19 protein-coding genes are annotated in these 15,902 nt (G+C 69.5%); 10 read left to right on the plus strand and 9 right to left on the minus strand.

Annotated features, from left to right (window positions below; translation table 11 throughout):
• The first annotated feature begins 44 nt into the window (after window positions 1–44).
• Window positions 45–1,991, plus strand: coding sequence for an ATP-dependent DNA helicase (locus LO931_RS10945; protein ID WP_229053632.1), 1,947 nt, complete (start codon window positions 45–47; stop codon window positions 1,989–1,991).
• A gap of 6 nt (window positions 1,992–1,997) precedes the next feature.
• Here the strand turns inward: LO931_RS10945 and LO931_RS10950 are convergent, their stop codons facing one another.
• Complete coding sequence (locus LO931_RS10950; RefSeq protein ID WP_229053633.1) at window positions 1,998–2,501, minus strand: hypothetical protein; 504 nt, start codon at window positions 2,499–2,501, stop codon at window positions 1,998–2,000.
• A gap of 58 nt (window positions 2,502–2,559) precedes the next feature.
• On the opposite strand from LO931_RS10950, the gene galE reads away from it, so the two are divergent.
• The gene (gene galE / locus LO931_RS10955) at window positions 2,560–3,519 is read left to right on the plus strand and encodes a UDP-glucose 4-epimerase GalE (protein WP_229053634.1); all 960 of its coding nucleotides are present in this window, start codon (window positions 2,560–2,562) and stop codon (window positions 3,517–3,519) included.
• A gap of 3 nt (window positions 3,520–3,522) precedes the next feature.
• Here the strand turns inward: galE and lexA are convergent, their stop codons facing one another.
• Both lexA and LO931_RS10965 read right to left on the minus strand, forming a co-directional pair.
• Complete coding sequence (gene lexA / locus LO931_RS10960) at window positions 3,523–4,266, minus strand: transcriptional repressor LexA (RefSeq protein WP_229053635.1); 744 nt, start codon at window positions 4,264–4,266, stop codon at window positions 3,523–3,525.
• Between the two features lie 31 nt (window positions 4,267–4,297).
• On the minus strand, window positions 4,298–5,200 hold the full coding sequence (locus LO931_RS10965; protein WP_229053636.1) for a YihY/virulence factor BrkB family protein: 903 nt from the start codon (window positions 5,198–5,200) through the stop codon (window positions 4,298–4,300).
• Between the two features lie 323 nt (window positions 5,201–5,523).
• Between LO931_RS10965 and LO931_RS10970 the strand changes: the two genes are divergently transcribed.
• Entirely contained in the window at window positions 5,524–5,973 is a 450-nt protein-coding gene (locus tag LO931_RS10970) for a LysM domain-containing protein (RefSeq protein ID WP_229053637.1), read from the plus strand.
• Window positions 5,974–6,140: 167 nt separating this feature from the next.
• Here the strand turns inward: LO931_RS10970 and LO931_RS10975 are convergent, their stop codons facing one another.
• The 3 genes from LO931_RS10975 to LO931_RS10985 form a co-directional block, all read right to left on the minus strand.
• Window positions 6,141–6,491, minus strand: coding sequence for a hypothetical protein (locus LO931_RS10975; protein WP_229053638.1), 351 nt, complete (start codon window positions 6,489–6,491; stop codon window positions 6,141–6,143).
• Between the two features lie 341 nt (window positions 6,492–6,832).
• The gene (locus LO931_RS10980) at window positions 6,833–7,372 is read right to left on the minus strand and encodes a DUF6318 family protein (RefSeq protein WP_229053639.1); all 540 of its coding nucleotides are present in this window, start codon (window positions 7,370–7,372) and stop codon (window positions 6,833–6,835) included.
• A 98-nt stretch (window positions 7,373–7,470) separates the two neighbouring features.
• The gene (locus tag LO931_RS10985; protein WP_229053640.1) at window positions 7,471–7,737 is read right to left on the minus strand and encodes a hypothetical protein; all 267 of its coding nucleotides are present in this window, start codon (window positions 7,735–7,737) and stop codon (window positions 7,471–7,473) included.
• Between the two features lie 136 nt (window positions 7,738–7,873).
• On the opposite strand from LO931_RS10985, the gene LO931_RS10990 reads away from it, so the two are divergent.
• Window positions 7,874–8,605: a type 1 glutamine amidotransferase gene (locus LO931_RS10990; RefSeq protein ID WP_229053641.1), complete on the plus strand. Its 732-nt coding sequence runs from the start codon at window positions 7,874–7,876 to the stop codon at window positions 8,603–8,605.
• 4 nt (window positions 8,606–8,609) lie between these two features.
• Here LO931_RS10990 and LO931_RS10995 read toward each other — a convergent pair whose 3' ends face one another.
• The 3 genes from LO931_RS10995 to LO931_RS11005 all read right to left on the minus strand — a co-directional run bounded on the left by LO931_RS10995 (window position 8,610) and on the right by LO931_RS11005 (window position 10,100).
• Entirely contained in the window at window positions 8,610–9,173 is a 564-nt protein-coding gene (locus LO931_RS10995) for a Dps family protein (RefSeq protein WP_229053642.1), read from the minus strand.
• A gap of 82 nt (window positions 9,174–9,255) precedes the next feature.
• Window positions 9,256–9,669 carry a VOC family protein gene (locus LO931_RS11000; protein WP_229053643.1) on the minus strand — a complete coding sequence of 138 codons (414 nt, stop codon included), beginning with the start codon at window positions 9,667–9,669 and terminating at the stop codon, window positions 9,256–9,258.
• 53 nt (window positions 9,670–9,722) lie between these two features.
• A complete protein-coding gene (locus LO931_RS11005) occupies window positions 9,723–10,100 on the minus strand; it encodes a DUF2256 and DUF3253 domain-containing protein (RefSeq protein WP_229053644.1) in 378 nt (125 codons plus the stop codon).
• 352 nt (window positions 10,101–10,452) lie between these two features.
• Here LO931_RS11005 and nrdR point away from each other — a divergent pair, with 352 nt between their 5' ends.
• The 6 genes from nrdR to LO931_RS11035 all read left to right on the plus strand — a co-directional run bounded on the left by nrdR (window position 10,453) and on the right by LO931_RS11035 (window position 15,899).
• Window positions 10,453–10,944: a transcriptional regulator NrdR gene (nrdR, locus tag LO931_RS11010; protein WP_229053645.1), complete on the plus strand. Its 492-nt coding sequence runs from the start codon at window positions 10,453–10,455 to the stop codon at window positions 10,942–10,944.
• Window positions 10,945–11,046: 102 nt separating this feature from the next.
• Window positions 11,047–13,935 (plus strand): vitamin B12-dependent ribonucleotide reductase, encoded by a 2,889-nt coding sequence (locus tag LO931_RS11015; protein ID WP_229053646.1) that lies wholly within the window; start codon window positions 11,047–11,049, stop codon window positions 13,933–13,935.
• A gap of 91 nt (window positions 13,936–14,026) precedes the next feature.
• Window positions 14,027–14,386 carry a hypothetical protein gene (locus LO931_RS11020; RefSeq protein ID WP_229053647.1) on the plus strand — a complete coding sequence of 120 codons (360 nt, stop codon included), beginning with the start codon at window positions 14,027–14,029 and terminating at the stop codon, window positions 14,384–14,386.
• 60 nt (window positions 14,387–14,446) lie between these two features.
• Window positions 14,447–14,878: a MarR family winged helix-turn-helix transcriptional regulator gene (locus LO931_RS11025; RefSeq protein WP_255657895.1), complete on the plus strand. Its 432-nt coding sequence runs from the start codon at window positions 14,447–14,449 to the stop codon at window positions 14,876–14,878.
• A gap of 26 nt (window positions 14,879–14,904) precedes the next feature.
• The gene (locus LO931_RS11030; RefSeq protein WP_229053648.1) at window positions 14,905–15,327 is read left to right on the plus strand and encodes an organic hydroperoxide resistance protein; all 423 of its coding nucleotides are present in this window, start codon (window positions 14,905–14,907) and stop codon (window positions 15,325–15,327) included.
• Between the two features lie 104 nt (window positions 15,328–15,431).
• Window positions 15,432–15,899: a hypothetical protein gene (locus LO931_RS11035; protein ID WP_229053649.1), complete on the plus strand. Its 468-nt coding sequence runs from the start codon at window positions 15,432–15,434 to the stop codon at window positions 15,897–15,899.
• Window positions 15,900–15,902 lie beyond the last annotated feature (3 nt).

The following is a 15,902-nucleotide window of genomic DNA, read 5'->3' on the forward strand; positions in this document are numbered from 1 at the left end:
ACGACGACGCCGCGGCCCGCCGGTCCGCGGCTAGGGTGACGCGCATGCCCGAAGCCGAGACGAGCCGCGTCCGTGACGTGCTCCACGCCGCCGTCGGCTCCGTGGGAGGCGTCGAGCGACCGGGCCAGGTCGAGATGGCCGAGGCCGTCGCAGCCGCGATGGAGGACGGCCGCCACCTGCTCGTGCAGGCGGGCACCGGCACCGGCAAGTCCCTCGGCTACCTCGTCCCGAGCCTGCTGCACGGCAAGCGCGTGGTCATCGCGACGGCCACGCTGGGCCTGCAGCACCAGCTCGTGCAGCGCGACATCCCGGCCCTGCTGAGCGGTGCGGCCGACGTGCTCGACGAGGTCCCGTCGCACGCCGTGCTGAAGGGGCGTTCGAACTACGCGTGCCTGCACCGGCTGCGGGTCGGTGTGCCCGACGACCAGGGCACGCTCGTCGAGATCCCCGAGGGCACGCTCGGTGCCGAGGTCGTCTCGCTGCGCGAGTGGGCCGAGGACCAGGCCGAGAACGCGGGTCCGGGCGACCGGGAGTCGGCGCCCTCGCACACCGACCGCGGCTGGCGTCAGGTCAGCGTCACGGCTCGTGAGTGCCTCGGCGCCTCCAAGTGCGACTTCGCGCTCGAGTGCTTCGCCGAGAAGGCCAAGGCCAAGGCGCACGCGGCCCAGCTCGTCGTCACGAACCACTCGCTGCTCGCGATCGATGCGCAGGGCGACGTCCCCACGCTGCCGGAGCACGACGTCGTCGTGATCGACGAGGCCCACGAACTGGCTTCGCGCGTCACGCAGGCCGCCACGGTCGAGCTCGAGCCGGTCGTCGTCGAGCGAGCGGCCCGGCGGGCCCGCGGCCATCTCAAGGGCGGACGGGCCGCCGACGACCTGGCCGACGCCTCCGACGCCCTCGCCGACGTGCTGACCCGCACCGAGCCGGGTCGCATCGACCGGCCCACCGACGAGCTCCTCGACGTGCTCTCGCTCGTGCGCGACTCCGCCCGCGCCTGCATGTCCGACTTCAGCTCCGAGAAGGGCGGCGAGCCCGACGCCGCCCGGCAGCAGGCACGCGGACTTGTCGACGACGTGCGTCTGGTGGCCGAGCGCATGGCGGCCAGCAGCGCCTCGGACGTGCTGTGGGCGGCTGAGGGACGCTCCGGCGCCCGGCTGCACCTGGCGCCGCTCGACGTCGCCAGCATGCTCGCCAACAGCGTCTTCTCCGACCGCACGGTGGTGCTGACCAGCGCCACGCTCTCCCTCGGGGGCAGCTTCGACGCGGTGGTGCGGTCGGTCGGTCTGGGGTTCGGCGACCACGAGTGGACCGGCATCGACGTCGGCTCGCCGTTCGACTACGGCAAGCAGGGCGTGCTCTACGTCGCCAAGCACCTCCCGCCCCCGGGCCGCGAGGGCCCCAGCACGCAGCTCGCCGACGAGCTCGTCGACCTCGTGGAGGCCGCCGGCGGGCGCACCCTCGGGCTGTTCTCGTCGCGACGCGCCGCCGAGGCTGCGGCCGAGATCGTGCGCGACCGGCTCCCGGACCTCGAGATCCTCGTCCAGGGCGAGGCCCATCTCAGCGAGCTGACGCAGCGCTTCGTCGAGGACGAGCACAGCTGCCTGTTCGGCACGCTCGGCCTCTGGCAGGGGCTCGACGTCCCGGGCGCCACGTGCCAGCTCGTGCTGATCGACCGCATCCCGTTCCCGCGACCCGACGACCCGCTCATGGGGGCTCGGCAGCGGCTCGTCGAGAAGCACGGCGGCAACGGCTTCATGTCGGTGGCCGCCAGTCACGCCGCGCTGCTGCTCGCCCAGGGTGCCGGCCGCCTCATCCGTCGCGTCGACGACCGCGGCGTGGTGGCCGTGCTCGACTCCCGCCTCGCGACCGCCCGCTACGGCAGCTACCTGGCGGCCTCGTTGCCGCCGATGTGGCGCACGACCGACAAGGCCACCGTGATCGGCGCCCTCAAGCGTCTCGACCAGGTCGCCTCGGAGGCACGGGTCTGAGCGGGATCAGTCCCAGCCCTCGCAGGCCTCGTCGAACCACTCGTCGGCGGTCTTGCCGCGGCTGATCGTCGACTCCAGCAGGTCCAGACCGTCGTGGTCGACGACCTCCAGGTGCATCAGGTCGCCGGGACCGAGCCCGAGCCACGTCTGGATGTCGGCGCCCGGACCGTCGAGCGAGCCGGTGTTGTCGCGCGTCCAGCCGTAGACGGTGAGCTCCCCGTCCGGGACGACGGCCCCCATGCCCGCGTGTCGATGAATGATCGGTCCGATCCTCCAGGCGGACCGGTCGGACAGCCCCATCACGGGCTCGACGTCGATCGTGGTGTCGTCCGAGTCGTAGAGGGTCAGGCCATCGACCCGATCTGAGCCGTCGCAGATGCGCACGTGCGCCACGAAGCCACCGTCGGGGTCGCGGCTGATCGCGATCTCACCGACGCTCGGCACGCTGCACGACGCCACCAGCGTCAGCATGCCGGCGACACCGAGACCTGCGACGAGCCGGCGATCCATGGACGCACCGTACGTGCCTGGGGCCCGCGTGTCTGCCGACCTCCTAGACTCGCCCTCTATGAGCATCGTGGTCACCGGCGGCGCCGGCTACATCGGATCGCACGTCGTCAGGGCCTTCGGGCTCGCCGGCCTGGACTGCGTCGTCGTCGACGACCTGTCGAGCGGTCACCGGGAGTTCGTGCCGGCCGACGTGCCGTTCGTCGAGGCGTCGCTGCTCGACACGGCCGCGCTCGAGGCCACGATGGCCGACTACGACGTGCAGGCCGTCGTGCACCTGGCGGGCTACAAGTACGCCGGGGTCTCGGTGGAGCGTCCGCTGCACACCTACGAGCAGAACGTGCAGGGAACCGTGAGCCTGCTTCAGGCCATGGACCGCAGCGGGGTCGACGCGATCGTGTTCTCCTCCAGCGCAGCCACGTACGGCACGCCGGACGTCGACATCGTGACCGAGGAGACGCCCACCGCTCCCGAGTCGCCCTACGGGGAGACGAAGCTGATCGGGGAGTGGCTGCTGCGTGACGCCGAGCGGTCGGGCGGCACGCGCCACACGTCGCTGCGGTACTTCAACGTCGTCGGCTCGGCCGTGCCGGAGCTCTACGACTCCAGCCCGCACAACCTCTTCCCGGTCGTGATCAAGGCGCTGCGCGAGGGTCGCACGCCGCGCATCAACGGCGACGACTACGACACGCCCGACGGGACGTGCGTGCGCGACTACGTGCACGTGGCCGACCTCGCGGAGGCGCACGTCGTCGCCGCCCGGGCGCTGCTCGAGGGTCGCGACCTGGAGCGGGTCTACAACCTCGGCTGCGGCGACGGGGTCTCGGTGCGTCAGATCATGGACGCGGCCCGCGAGGTCTCCGACATCGACTTCACGCCGGAGATCGGCCCCCGTCGGCCCGGTGACCCGGCCCGCATCGTGGCCGCCGGCGAGCTCGCCGCTCGCGACCTCGACTGGGAGGTGCGGCACTCGCTGGTCGACATGTTCCGCAGCGCCTGGGACGCGGGCCCGCAGGCCTGAGGATCACACCCGACGCAGGACCGCGGTGACCTTGCCGAGGATCGTGGCGTGGGTGCCGTCGATGGGGGAGTACTCCTGGTTGGCGGGCAGCAGCCAGACCTCGCCGTTCTTGCGCTGGAAGGTCTTGACCGTGGCCTCGCCGTCGAGCATCGCGGCCACGATCTCGCCGTTCTCGGCGACGGGCTGCTGACGGATGACGACGTAGTCGCCGTCGCAGATCGCGACGTCGATCATGGAGTCGCCGCTGACCTCGAGCAGGAACAGGGTGCCGTCGCCGACGAGCGACTTGGGCAGGGGGAAGACGTCCTCCACCCGCTCCTCGGCGAGGATCGGCCCACCGGCGGCGATGCGGCCGACCATCGGCACATAGGTGGCGGTGGGCAACGAGTCGCGGATGCCGGTCTCGTCGACCACGGTCTCGTCGGCCGAGCTGACCGCGGGGCTGACGGCCGGGCGTGCGCCGATGCCGTCGGGCAGGAAGATCTCCATCGCGCGGGGGCGGAACGGATCGCGCCGGATGTAGCCCATCTTCTCGAGCTGCTTGAGCTGGTGGGAGACCGACGACGTGCTGTGCAGACCGACTGCGGCACCGACCTCGCGCATGCTCGGCGGGTAGCCCCGCTGGGCCACCTCGTCGCGCAGGAACTCCAGGACGCGACGCTGACGCGCGGTCAGTCCGTCGGCGTCGGGCGGTCCGTCAGGCAGCTCACTGACGTTGGAGAGTTCGTCGGTGTCCTCGGTGCTCATGGGGCAACGCTAGGACAGATGTTCGACGAGATCAAACATCTGTTCGAGTGGGCGTGTCGGCGACGGCGTCCCGCTGGAGCTCGCGCTCGAGGGAGTCGGCCTCGGCGTCGCGCGGACGCTCGCCCTCGCCGACGGCCTCGTAGGAGGCGCCGATGAGGAGGGCGAAGAACCCGGCCCACAGCCACAGGAGCAGCACGACCACGCCGGCGAGCGCGCCGTAGGTCTTGCCGTAGCTGCCGAAGTTGTCGACGTACAGCGAGAAGCCGACCGAGGCGATGAGCCACGCGACGGCCGCACCGGTGACGCCCGGCGACCACAGCTTGGGCTTCTCCTGGCCCGACTCGGCGTCCGGCGCGCTGCGGATCACCAGGCCGAACCCGAGCACGATCGCCACGGCCAGCAGGAGGAAGCGTCCGACGTCCAGGAGCACGCGGGTGCCCGGGACGTCGATCAGGCTGTCGAGGATCGGGGGAGCGACGGCGACGAGGGTCACCGTGACGGCGAGGAACACTCCGGCGCCGACGGTCAGGCCCAGGGCGAGGAGCTTCTGCTTGAGGAAGTTGCGGGTCTGCAGGTTGCCGAGCATCGCGTTGATCGCGGTGACGAGGTTGGCCATGCCGCCGCTGGCGCTGTAGACGGCGAGCACGACGGCGATGAGGAATCCGATGCTGAGCGAGCTCGACGACGTCTGAGCCAGCGACTCGAGCTGGCCGGTGATGACCGAGGCGGCGTCCGCGGGCAGGGCGTCGGCGATGCTGTCGGACTGTCGCGCCACGGTCTCGGGACTGACCACCAGGCCGTACGTGAGCAGGCCGGCGATCATCGCGGGGAAGAGGGCCAGGAAGACGTAGAACGCCACCCCGGCCGCCAGCAGCGAGGCGTTGCGTTCGGACGCGAGCTTCCAGGCGGTCTTCAGGCGAGTGACGGCGGACATGTCTTCGACCCTAGGCGGGAGTTCCGCGCCGCGCCTCTCGGCGGTCGCCACGGCTCTGTTCGACGCGCGATCGGCCGCTTCTGGCATGTGCCACAGGTCACAGTCGCCCCATTTGCCCAGGTCAGAGGCTTCTCGAGCAATCGTTCGCAAATTTGTTCGAATCAGGTCTTCACTTTTGTCCGACCCTGCCCGTATGGTCGTTCATGTGTTCGATCGAACGTCCGTTCGCACCAACCCCCGATCGAATGACATCCCTCGGCTGAGGCCCGAGCGGACGTTCGAGAGAACACACCAACTTCCTCCTCTTCCCCACGGAGACCACCATGAGCATCACCCACGACGAGCTTCCGCTGATCGACCTCGCGCCGTACTCCCGCGGCACCGAGGAGGCCCGCGACCGTCACCTCGCTCTGGTCCCGCACACCGCGGTCCCGGGCCGCACGGCGCGCGCGCCGCGTCCCGCGACGACGGGCGGCCTGCGCCTCACGCGCCGCGGTCGGGTGCTGCTCACGGTGCTCGCGCTCCTCGTCGTCACGGCGCTCATGGTCGTGTTCGGCTCGGGCACTGCCGCCACGAGCGACGCCGCCGAGATCACCGGCACCACCACCATCACGGTGCAGCCGGGGCAGACCCTGTGGTCGATCGCCGGCGAGGCCAACCCGGGCGGCGACGTCCGCGACACGATGGACGACATCGTCCAGCTGAACTCGCTCGTCAAGGGCGAGACGCTCCAGATGGGCACGCAGCTCGCCCTTCCGGTGTACGCCGACTGACGGCGCCACGATCTGGTCGGCGGGCCTTGGGTTGAGACTGACGCCCGCCGACCGGCACGACCCCGGGTCATCGACCCGGATCCCGACACCGGGCAGTCACGCGCTGGGGAAGGCCGCGACTGCCCGGTGTCGCGTCGCGTCGCGACTCAGTCCTCGTCCCCTGAGGGTCAGGGAGCCACGATGACGGGCCGCGCCTCGGCCACGTCCAGGCGAGCGGCGGGACCGGCTGCAGTGATGAGCTGGTCGATCTCGAGCGACGGCCCACCGTTGACGCGATAGCTCACGCGGTAGCCCACGTCGACGCGGGGCGTCAGGCCGGTGGCCACCTTGGCGTAGGTGTGCGTGACGTCCTTCGCCGGGTACGGCGCTCCGGCCTTGGAGGTGACCTGGCTGGTGCCGTCCCCGTGGTGCCACGTGAACGACGCGGGCACGGCCACGATCTCCACGGCCTGCCCGAGCAGCACGGTGGAGTGCCGGAACTCGGGAGCCTCGGTGAAGAAGATCGTCTCGGCGTTCACCAGCGTCCGGCTCCCCGGCTGGATCCGCACCGCCAATGCCGGCAGCCCCACCTCCTCCACCGCCCGGAGGACTTCCGATGCAGTGCTCGGACCGCCAGGACCGGTGGCCGGAGAGCCATCGACATACGCGTCGCCCATGCCGGCGCCGCACCCCGGAGCCCGATAGTCCGGACATGTGCCAATCGACGAGGAACCGCCATCGGGGCCAGGGTGGGCTCGCGGAAGGGTCTGCGTCTGACCCTCGATGATCACTGCGCCATCTCGATCGGACGGGCTGACGTTCGAGTCCTGTCCCGTGAGAGCGAGAATCAACACAACGACAAGGCCGACCGTCGTACCCATCATCGGGCTACTCCAGCGAAGCTATAGAGAGTCCAGCCGTGCTGGTCTGGAAGGACTATGAACTCCATGCGCGTCACGCTCATGCTGGTCTCCCTGTAGTCGCTCTCAGCGTTGTCTTTCTGGCGACCTGCAGCCGTAGTCACATCTCCGGTGACCGCCCAGTAGCCGTCCATCTGAGAGACGTCGAGGTTCTTGGCTGACCAGTCACCATCGAGGTATTCACCGCCCGCGTTGTGGGTTGCATCAACGGCCTCGATGTACCTCCTGCACGAGCCACACTCCGGACCACTCAACTCTCGTAGTTGAGTCGTATCGCCGGAGTGAGCGGCAAAGTTCATCATTTGTAGGTAATGGCCGACGAAGGCCGAGGCGCCCTCGGAAGTTGCCTCCGTGGCGGCCTCGGGGAGCTCTGGCGGCGTGAGGGCCGTCGCTGATGCTGTCGAATCGGGTTCTTTCGGCTCGGGGTCGCTGGTGCACCCGGTGGTGAGTGCGGCGATCAGCCCGATGGCTGCGAATCGTGCGAGGCGTGTTCGGCCCATGAGATCCCCCGATGTCGTGGCATCGAGCAACGTAGGCAGCGGTGGTCGCACTTGTCAGCCACCCGACGTCCGGACTGTGGACAACCCGCGGGAGCGGATCACGGCGCGGGCGTCGGGGGCGCGGTCGGCTCCTCCGCCGGCGAGCACAGGGCGGGGTCGCCGTCGTGCTGCGAGGCGCTGCCCATGGAGGCGCCACAACCAGGGCCGGCGGCATCGGTCCACCAGGATGATCCGCGCTCCGTGGCGGGACCGGAGGGTCGGACGTGCTTGAGGAGTCCGTCCGTCGGCACCGTCTCCTCGGGGCCGCAAGCGCCGACGAGGGTCAGGCTCAGAAGGGTGGCCGCCAGCAGTCGTACGAGTCTCATGATCGTCGTTCCTCTCGGTCGGGTGAGACCCGAACGTAGGAAGCGACGGACGACCTCGAGGGTGAGATCGAGCGCCCTGTGGACGACGAACCCCTGTGGATGACGACGTTCTGGGCGGACACGACAGAATGGCGGCATGCGCGTAGTGGTGATCGCCGACGAGACCGACCGCGAGGGCGGCTACGTCACCGAGCGTCTGCGCCAGCACGGGGCCGCGGTGGAGTTCGTCGACCGCGGCGACCTGCCGGCCCGCTCCGACTACGTCGCCGAGGGGCCCGAGGTCGACCTGCTCCTGCTGCTCGGCTCCAGTCGCTCGGCCCACGATCCGCGGCACGTGCACGCGGTGATGGCGGAGTCGGACTGGGTCTGGGAGTCACTGGCCGCCGGCACGCCGGTGATGGGCATTTGCTTCGGCGCGCAGCTGATGGCCCGCGCGCTCGGCGGCCACTCGTACCGGATGGCGGAGCCCGAGGTGGGCTGGGTGCGCGTCGACTCGACCGACCACGTGCTGTGCCCGCCGGGTCCGTGGGGGCAGTTCCACCAGGACACGTTCGTGCCGCCGCAGCACGCCCGCGTGCTCGGCTCGACCTGGTACGGCCCGCAGTGCTTCATCGAGGAGACCCACGGCGCCAAGGCCATCGCGTGGCAGTTCCATCCCGAGGTCGTCCCCGAGGTCTACGCGCGATGGGTGGACGAGGACGCCTCGACGGTGCGAGCCGCGGAGGCCGACGGCGACGGCCTGAAGCGTGAGGCGCAGCGACTCGCGCCGCAGGCCCGCACGCGCGCGTTCGCCCTGACGGACGCCGCCCTCGACTACCTCGGTGTCGAGGCGGTCGAGGGCGGCGGCGGTGGTGCGTCGGCGCGCTAGCGCATCAGCTGACGGTGTCGGCGGCGCTGGCCTGGTCGGCGGCCGCCTTCTCCGAGCCGGCGCCGGCGCTGCTGAGCTCGCCACCGGTGTTCTCCAGGTGGGCGCGGACGAACCAGTGGAACAGCTCGAGGGCGCGGAGCTGCGCGATCAGCATGTCCTCGGTCACGGCGTCGAGGTCGGCGACCGCCTCCTGCGCCTTGCGGTGGTCCTTGATGACGCCCTGGTAGACGAGATCGAGGGCACCGAGGTGCTCGTTGGTCGTGGCGCGGCCGAGGGAGTAGTCCTCCCACGTGCGCGTCTTGACGAGGTCGCCCGTCAGGCCGTTGGGGGAGGTGCCCAGCGTGGCGATGCGCTCGGCGGTCTCGTCGACGGCGTCACGGACCTCGACCACGTGGGGGTCGATCATCTCGTGCACCGCGATGAAGTGCGGGCCGACGACGTTCCAGTGAACGTGCTTCAGCGTCAGGGCCAGGTCGTTGAGGGCGTGGAGGCGCTCCTGCAGGATGCCTGCCAGCTTCTCGCCCTCGGCGTCGGTGAGTCCGGGAATCGTGAACTTGGGGGTGCTCATGCCTTCGACGTTACGCCGCGGATCGCGTTACGCAAGCCGAGCGGTCCAACCTCTGAAACGCCGGGATTCCGGTGGATTCGGGTCAGCCGAGGCTAGCCTGATTGACGAGCCAGGCGATGCCGAACTTGTCGTTGAACAGGCCGAACTTGTCGCCCCACGGTGCCAGCGCGAAGGGCTCGACGATCTCGGCGCCCTCGGTGAGCCTGTCCCAATAGGGCTGCAGGTCGGTGTCGTCGCTGCTGAGCGAGACGTTGACGTGGGTGCCGTGCTGCGGCTGGTCACCGCCCGGAGGGGTGTCGGAGGCCATGAGCGTGAGGCCGACGGGGGTGTCGACCTGGCCGTGCATGACCAGGTGCGCCTGGGCCGGGTCGTCACTCATGCCGGAGTCGCCGAAGGTCATGATCGTCAGCTCGCCGCCGAGCGCCGCGTGGTAGAACTCGAGCGCCTCTCGGGACTCGGTGGAGAAGTTGAGGTACGGGTTCAGTCGGATCGCCATGTGGACAGCGTCCACCCGGACACCGACAGTCCACAAGGTCCTTCCGGGGTCGATCAGCCGCGGCGCACGAGCCGGATGCGGATGGGGCCCTTCGCGGTCGACGGGTCGACGACGTGTCCGCCCTGGGTGATCTCCACGGTCCCGGCGTCCACGAGGCGGCGGGCGGCGCGGCGGGTCGGCTCCATGAGGTCGCGCCAGCCGTCCTCGGTGCCGGCGGCGCGAGCGGCGTCGGACGGGCAGATCGTCGCGTCGGCGGCTCGCTGGTCGAGCAGCTCGACGATCGTGCGCTCGAGTCGACGGTCCTCCTCGCTCACGCCGCGCCGGCGGCAGGCGTCGCTGCAGTAGCGCACGGAGTCCCAGTCGCGTTCCCACTTCTTGCGCCACTCGATCGTGCGCCCGCACGAGGCGCAGGTCTTGGGTGGGGGAGTCACCCCTCCAGTGTGGGCGCGGAGGTGCCGAGAGGCTCGCCGGCATGGTCCGGACGGGCCATCGCGGGGTCGAACTCCTGAGGCTCGTGTGACGGATGTGACGGCTCCAGGGCCCTGACCTGCACAGATACGTCCGTCCCAAAAATAGTCAGTGGCGCGCGGGAAGATGCTTGCGCGGGCCTGGGTTGACCACGTACGGTAGCCACTACATCTGGGACTTACACGCGTGTAGTTCTCCACATATAGGTGCACAGCCCAGGCGGTGTTACCCACATGTTCGGGCCACTGCTCCACAGGAAGTCCCCAGATCCATCCACAGCCCGTCGCTCGAAACCAGCCCCCGAGGAGGCCCGACATGCACTGTCCGTTCTGCAAGAACACCGACACCCGAGTGCTCGACAGCCGGGTCGCCGACGAGGGTGGCTCGATCCGTCGCCGTCGCACCTGCTCGTCCTGCGAGAAGCGCTTCACGACGATCGAGCAGATGCAGCTGATGGTCCTCAAGCGGTCGGGGGCCACCGAGCCCTTCGCCCGTGAGAAGGCCGTCGCCGGTGTCCGCAAGGCCTGCAAGGGCCGCCCGGTCTCCGACGACGACCTCGCCCGGCTGGGTCAGCGCGTGGAAGACGCGCTGCGCTCCTCGGGCTGCGCCGAGATCGAGGCCCACCAGGTGGGCCTCGCCGTTCTCGAACCCCTGAAGGAGCTCGACGAGGTCGCCTACCTGCGATTCGCGAGCGTCTACAAGGCCTTCGACTCCGCCGACGACTTCGCCGCCGAGATCGCCAGCCTGATGTCCCGCTCGGCCGACGGCGAGCTCGCCGAAGAGGCCGCCAGCCGCACCACCCCGTAGTCCAGGGCCGGCACCCGTCGTGGTGTCGACCCCGCACGTCACCGCACGCCGCACCACCTCGCACGCAGCAGCCATCACCCTTTTTCAGCACAGGAGCACCCCATGACGGAAACGGTCAGCGGATCCACCGGATCCCAGCGCAAGAACGCCTCGAAGGCCGGCGCCGGCCTGAAGATCGAGCGCATCTACACGACCGAGGGCGTGCACCCGTACGACGCCGTCACGTGGGAGCGTCGCGACGTCGTCCAGACCAACTGGAAGACCGGCGAGAACGTCTTCGAGCAGCGGGGCGTCGAGTTCCCCGACTTCTGGAGCGTCAACGCCTCCACGATCGTCACCACGAAGTACTTCCGTGGTGCGGTCGGCTCGGCCGAGCGTGAGCAGAGCCTCAAGCAGCTCCTCGACCGCGTCGTGCTCACCTACGTGAAGGCCGGCCGCGACTTCGGCTACTTCGCCACCGACGCCGACGCCGAGGTCTTCGAGCACGAGCTGACGCACATGCTCCTGCACCAGGTCTTCAGCTTCAACAGCCCCGTCTGGTTCAACGTCGGCACGTCCAGCCCGCAGCAGGTCAGCGCCTGCTTCATCCTGGCCGTCGACGACTCGATGGACTCGATCCTCAACTGGTACCGCGAGGAGGGCCTGATCTTCAAGGGTGGATCCGGCGCCGGCCTCAACCTGTCGCGCATCCGCTCCAGCAAGGAGCTGCTCCGCTCCTCGGGCGGCACCGCCTCGGGCCCGGTCTCCTTCATGCGCGGCGCCGACGCCTCCGCCGGCACCATCAAGTCCGGTGGCGCCACGCGTCGCGCGGCCAAGATGGTCGTCCTGGACGTCGACCACCCCGACATCGTCGAGTTCGTCGAGACCAAGGAGAAGGAGGAGGAGAAGATCCGCGTCCTGCGCGACGCCGGCTTCGACATGGACCTCGGTGGCTCCGACATCACCTCGGTGCAGTACCAGAACGCCAACAACTCCGTCCGCGTCAGCGACGAGTTCATGCGCGCGGTCGAGGAGAAGACCGACTTCGGCCTGCGTGGTCGCATGACCGGTGAGGTCATCGAGCAGATCGACGCCAACGAGCTCTGGGACAAGATCGCGAAGGCCGCCTGGGCCTGCGCCGATCCGGGCATCCAGTACGACTCGACCATCAACGACTGGCACACGACGCCGGAGGCGGGCCGCATCACGGCCTCGAACCCGTGCTCGGAGTACATGCACCTCGACAACTCGAGCTGCAACCTGGCCAGCCTGAACCTGATGAAGTTCCTCAACGAGGACGGTTCGTTCGGCGTCGAGAAGTTCGTCAAGAGCGTCGAGCTCATCATCACCGCGATGGACATCTCGATCTGCTTCGCCGACTTCCCGACCGACCCGATCGGCGAGACCACGCGGGCCTACCGCCAGCTCGGCATCGGCTACGCCAACCTCGGCGCGCTGCTGATGGCCTCGGGCCTCGCGTACGACTCCGACGGCGGTCGCGCCCTGGCCGGCTCCATCACCTCGCTGATGACCGGCACCTCGTACCGCCGTTCGGCCGAGCTGGCCGGCATCGTCGGCGCCTACGACGGCTACGCGCAGAACGCCGCCCCGCACACGCGGGTCATGCGCAAGCACCTCGCCGCCAACGACGACATCCGCACGCTGCACTCGATGGACATCGCCGTGCACCGCGAGGCCACCAAGCAGTGGGCCGACAACCTCAAGATCGGTGAGAAGAACGGCTGGCGCAACGCCCAGGCCTCCGTCCTGGCGCCCACCGGCACGATCGGCTTCATGATGGACTGCGACACGACCGGCATCGAGCCGGACTTCTCGCTGGTCAAGTTCAAGAAGCTCGTCGGCGGCGGCTCCATGCAGGTCGTCAACCAGACGGTCCCGGCCGCGCTCACCAAGCTCGGCTACACGAACGAGACCATCGAGGCGATCGTCGAGTTCATCGCCGAGCACGGTCACGTCATCGACGCCCCCGGCCTGAAGACCGAGCACTACGAGGTCTTCGACTGCGCGGTCGGCGAGCGGGCCATCAAGCCCATGGGTCACGTGCGCATGATGGCGGCGGCCCAGCCGTTCCTGTCGGGTGCCATCTCCAAGACGGTCAACATGCCCGAGACCTCCACGGTCGAGGAGATCGCCGACGTCTACCTGCAGGGCTGGAAGCTCGGCCTGAAGGCGCTCGCGGTCTACCGCGACAACTGCAAGGTCGGCCAGCCGCTGTCCAGCCAGAAGTCGCAGGACGACAAGACCAACGCGTCGGCCACGGCCGCGACCGAGGTCAAGACGGTCGTCGTCGAGAAGCCGATCCGTCGCCGTCTGCCGAAGTCGCGCGCCTCGATCACCACGAGCTTCAGCGTCGGTGGCGCGGAGGGCTACATGACCTCCGGTGCGCACGAGACCGGTGAGCTGGGCGAGGTCTTCCTCAAGCTCGGCAAGCAGGGCTCGACGCTGGCCGGTGTCATGGACGCCTTCAGCATCGCGACCTCGATCGGCCTGCAGTACGGCGTGCCGCTGGAGACCTTCGTCAGCAAGTTCACCAACCTGAAGTTCGAGCCGGCCGGTCTGACCGACGACTCGGACGTCCGGATGGCGCAGTCGATCATGGACTACGTGTTCCGTCGCCTGGCGCTGGACTACCTGGACTTCGACACCCGCTCGGCCCTCGGCATCTTCTCGGCCGACGAGCGTCAGCGTCACCTCGACACCGGCTCGTACCAGCCGATCAACGACGGCACGACCGCCGCCGAGCTCGTCGAGTCGGCGCCGACCGAGAAGGGCTCCCCGGTTCCGGCCGCGGAGGCCACCCCGGTCGAGAACGTCGTCGAGGAGACCGCCAAGGCGGCTCCGGCCCAGGCTCACACCTCGGCCGAGCTGCTCGAGGTCATCACCGGTTCCGCGGTCGACTCGCCCCTGTGCATGACCTGCGGCACCAAGATGCGCCCCGCCGGCTCCTGCCACGTGTGCGAGGGCTGCGGCTCGACCAGCGGCTGCAGCTGAGCCAGCCCGACAGCGCCTGCGGATCGGCTTCGGCCGGACCGCAGGCGCTGTCGTGCGTGCGCACCGGCCGATCCCGGCGCACGATGGGGGAATGGTTCGCACCACACCGTCAGACATCACCGAGCTGGCCGACGACGAGGTCTTCGTCTTCGGCAGCAACGTCACCGGCGAGCACGGGGGAGGCGCGGCGAAGGTCGCACACGAGCGCTTCGGCGCCGAGTGGGGCGTGGGTGAGGGGCTGACCGGTCGCACGTACGCCCTGCCGACGATGGAGGGGGAGGCCGCCTTCAGGTCGGCTGCTGCCCACTTCCTCGACGTCGCCGCGGCCCTGCCGCACCTCACGTTCCTGCTGACCAAGGTCGGCTGCGGCATCGCCGGGTACGACGAGGACCAGGTCAAGCACTGGTTCGCCGAGGCGCCCGCGAACGTGGTGCGGCCGCCCGGTTGGTGAGTCGGCAGCCACGTCGATAATGAGTTGCGCACAATCGAATTGCGTGCAATGCTTTCTTTTATGACCACGGCACGCCTCGACGACCAGCTCTGCTTCGCGCTGTACGCGGCATCGCGCCGGCTGACGACGGCGTACCGCGGCACGCTGACCGAGCTCGGACTCACCTATCCGCAGTACCTCGCCCTGATGGTGCTGTGGGAGGACGACGGCATCACCGTCTCGGCCCTGGGGGAGCGGCTCAGCCTCGACAGCGGCACGCTCTCGCCGCTGCTGAAGCGGCTGCAGGTCCAGGGTCTGGTGGAGCGTCGTCCGTCCACGGAGGACGAGCGCCGCGTGCACGTGCACCTCACCGATGCCGGCCGAGAGCTCAGCGCGGAAGTCGGTCGTCTGCAGCAGTGCGTGGCCGACGCCATCGACCTCGACGCCGACGAGTTCGTCGCGCTCCGCGCCCTGGCCCGCCGTGTGGCCGACCTCGAACCACTCCAGTCCTGACCACGAACCAACCCAAGGAGATCACCATGGAAACCCTGTACACCGCTGAAGCCCTCGCCACCGGCGGCGGCCGCGACGGCCACGTCCGCACGGGCGACGGCCAGCTCGATCTCGACCTCGCCGTGCCGGAGGGCATGGGTGGCAAGGGTGGCGCCGCGAACCCCGAGCTGCTTTTCGCTGCCGGCTACTCCGCCTGCTTCCACGGCGCCCTGCAGGCCGTGGCGCGCGCCGAGAAGGCGACGCTGGGTGACTCCTCGGTCGGTGCCAAGGTCTCGATCGGCCCGAACGGCGAGGGCGGCTTCCAGCTGGCCGTGAAGCTTGAGGTCGTCATCCCCGACCTGCCCCACGACGAGGCCCAGGCGCTCGCCGACAAGGCCCACCAGGTGTGCCCGTACTCGAACGCGACGCGGGGCAACATCGAGGTCGAGGTCACCGTCGTCGACGACTGATCCCGCCGTTCTCCACAGCCCCGACTCCCGCGGAGTCGGGGCTGTGCCGCGTGTCAGTGCCGGCTCCTAGCGTCTCTCTCACCACACAGACGAGAGGACCTTCCATGACCGTCACCCGCCATCCCGACGCCGAGCCGCCCCGCGAGGAGCTGGAGCTCGCCCCCATCGACATCGTCGAGCGATTCTTCGCCATCGAAGCAGCCCGCGTCACGCGCCGCACCGTCCGTACCTACGGCGCGGTCGTCGATCGGCTCGACGCCTATCTGGCCTCGGTCGACATCACGCCGTACATCGGAGGGCAGTACTCCGCCATCCTCGAGGCGGAGCGCCAGTTCGCACCCCGTGGAGCGCTGCTCCGCATCTTCGGGTTGGAGGGCCTGGTGTGCTGCCTCCCGGGATTCCTCGACCCCAGCTGGCTGTTGCCGGTCCCCTCGGAACGGCGGGCTCAGATCGCCCTCACCGGACGCCTGCTCGAGTACCTGCGTCGGCGCGGACTCATCGACATGTCGGTGGTCGCCTGCGCCTTCTACGAGGCCCGGCAGTCAGTCTATGACGCTCGCGATGCCGCCTGAGCG

This window comes from Aeromicrobium sp. Leaf350, assembly GCF_916858655.1.
Lineage (GTDB): Bacteria > Actinomycetota > Actinomycetes > Propionibacteriales > Nocardioidaceae > Aeromicrobium.